We start from the raw sequence: 2,345 nt of genomic DNA on the forward strand, positions 1-2,345 counted from the left end.
GCCACAAAACCCGGCGGCGGGCAGGTGAGAATGGCTGTATGCCCTCTCTGCTTGCGCTCTGCCGCGTCGAGAAGCTGCTGCCGGACTCGGGCTCCGTCGGCGTCACGGCCATCGACAAGCAGCCGGTCGACGGGCGGTTCGATGTCAAGGCCTACGGCGTCTACGGCGACGTGCAGGCCGACCGCAAGAACCACGGCGGGCTCTTCCAGGCGGTGTACGCCTATGCGCAGGAGGAAGCAGACTGGTGGGCGGGCGAGCTCGGGCGGGACATCCCGCCGGGCCTCTTCGGTGAGAACCTGCGCACCTCGGGCCTCGCGGTGTCGCACGCCGAGATCGGCGAGCGCTGGCGCATCGGCGAGAAGCTGATCCTCGAGGTGACCTCGCCGCGCACACCGTGCGCGACGTTCCAGCGGCGTATGGGCGAGTCGCAGTGGGTGAAGCGCTTCACGCAGGCGAACCTGACCGGCGCGTACTTCCGCGTCGTCGAGCGCGGGCCGATCGCCGCGGGCGATGAGATCGAGGTCGTTCATGCCCCGGGCCACGGCATCACCGTGAGCCGGTTCTTCGCCACCGGGCGCCGCGGCGAGGCGGTCGACTTCGCGCGCATCCTCGCGCAGCATCAGCCCGTCGAGACGCTGCACCCCGAGATCGCGGCATTGGTCCCGTGAGCGACGCGGACGGTCTTCATTCGGCTGCGCCGAGTCGACCCGCGGGTCAAGCTGCGCCGAGTCGACCAGCGGGCGGCCTGACGATCGGGTTCAGCGCCGCGCTCGAGCAGTTCGGCCCGGCGGAAGCGGTCGCGCTCGCCGCGTACGCCGAGCAGCACGGCTTCTCGGGCACGACCGCGTCCGACCACTTCCAGCCCTGGGTTCCGCAGCAGGGCAGCTCGTCGTTCGTCTGGAACGTGCTGACGGCGATCGCCGAGCGCACGACCGGCGACTTCGGCCCCGGGGTCACGGCGCCGACCTTCCGGCAGCACCCCGCACTCGTCGCCCAGGCGAGTGCCACCCTGGGCCTCATGTATCCGGGCCGGCACTGGCTCGGAATCGGCGCAGGAGAGGCGCTCAGCGAGCACATCGTCGGCCAGTACTGGCCGGAGGCCCCCGAGCGCATCAACCGCATGTTCGAGGCGGTCGAGGTGATCCAGAAGCTGTTCGCGTCGGGCATCCGCCACCGAGATGTGAAACATGACGGGCGCTACTTCAAGCTCGAATCGACCCGGCTGTGGTCGATGCCCGAGACGGCGCCGGAGATCCTGATCGCAGCGGGCGGGCCGGTCACGGCGCGGCGCGCGGGCAAGACGGCCGACGGGCTCGTCACGACCGGCGCGCCCGTCGACAAGCTCGGGCCGCTGCTCGAGCGGTTCGCCGAGGGGCGGCGCGAGTCGGGGCGCAGCCCCGAGACCGCGACGAAGGTCCTGCAGCTGCACCTGTCGTGGGCGCCGACCGACGAGGAGGCCGTGCACAACGCCCTCACCGAGTGGCCGAACGGCGGCATGCACTTCCCGAAGGCCGATCTGCGCAGCCCGTGGGAGTTCGAGCAGCTCGCCAAGATGGTGCGGCCCGAGGACTTCGAGGGCCGTCTGCTGATCTCGTCAGACCCCGAGGTGCACCGCGCGGCGATCCAGCGGTACGCCGACCTCGGCTTCGACCGTATCTACCTGCACAACGTCGGCCGCAACCAGCGCGAATGGGTCGACGTGTTCGGCCGCGACGTCCTTCCGAAGGTGACGAGATGATTTCTGCCTGGGCCCTTGACGGCATCCCCGAGATCTCGCCGGGCGCCGACCTGGCGCAGCTGATCGGCGACGCGCTCGCGAACGATGAGAACGGATGCCTGGACGGCGACATCCTCGTCGTGACGAGCAAGATCCTCTCGAAGGCCGAGGGGCGCATCGTCGAGGCATCCGACCGGGAAGACGCGATCACCGCCGAGACGGTGCGCGTGGTCGCGACGCGCGCGTACGAGGGCGGGGTGACGCGCATCGTCGAGAATCGTCTCGGCATCGTCGGCGCTGCGGCCGGCGTCGACGCCTCGAACACGGCCGAGGGCACCGTGCTGCTGCTGCCCGTCGACCCGGATGCCTCGGCACGCGCGCTCGCGGCAGCGCTGCGCGAGCGGTTCGGGGTGCGGCTCGGAATCATCGTCTCGGACACCCTCGGGCGTGCGTGGCGCATCGGGCAGACCGACATCGCGATCGGCGCGGCCGGGGTGCTGGTCGTCGACGATCTGCGCGGCCAGGCCGACCAGCAGGGGCGCCCGCTCGCCGTGACCGTGCCCGTCGTGGCCGATGAGCTGGCCGGCCTCGGCGATCTGGTGAAGGGCAAGGCATCCGGCCGCCCGGT

3 protein-coding genes are annotated in these 2,345 nt (G+C 71.0%); all 3 read left to right on the plus strand.

Going from position 1 to position 2,345, the window contains the following annotated elements; all coding sequences use genetic code 11:
• The first annotated feature begins 38 nt into the window (after nt 1–38).
• The gene (locus ACM2XV_RS14360; protein ID WP_487027422.1) at nt 39–668 is read left to right on the plus strand and encodes an MOSC domain-containing protein; all 630 of its coding nucleotides are present in this window, start codon (nt 39–41) and stop codon (nt 666–668) included.
• A gap of 77 nt (nt 669–745) precedes the next feature.
• Nucleotides 746–1,738, plus strand: coding sequence for a TIGR03557 family F420-dependent LLM class oxidoreductase (locus ACM2XV_RS14365; RefSeq protein WP_487027424.1), 993 nt, complete (start codon nt 746–748; stop codon nt 1,736–1,738).
• Nucleotides 1,735–2,345: coenzyme F420-0:L-glutamate ligase (cofE, locus tag ACM2XV_RS14370; protein WP_487027423.1), on the plus strand; the 611-nt coding region annotated here is incomplete at its 3' end. The genes ACM2XV_RS14365 and cofE, both read left to right, overlap by 4 nt.

The sequence above is a fragment of the Gryllotalpicola sp. CP2-P1 genome (assembly GCF_057512245.1).

Bases quoted from the DNA above. Each gene is read 5' to 3' on its own strand.
- ACM2XV_RS14360 (WP_487027422.1), top strand. From the start codon at position 39: ATGCCCTCTCTGCTTGCGCTCTGCCGCGTCGAGAAGCTGCTGCCGGAC.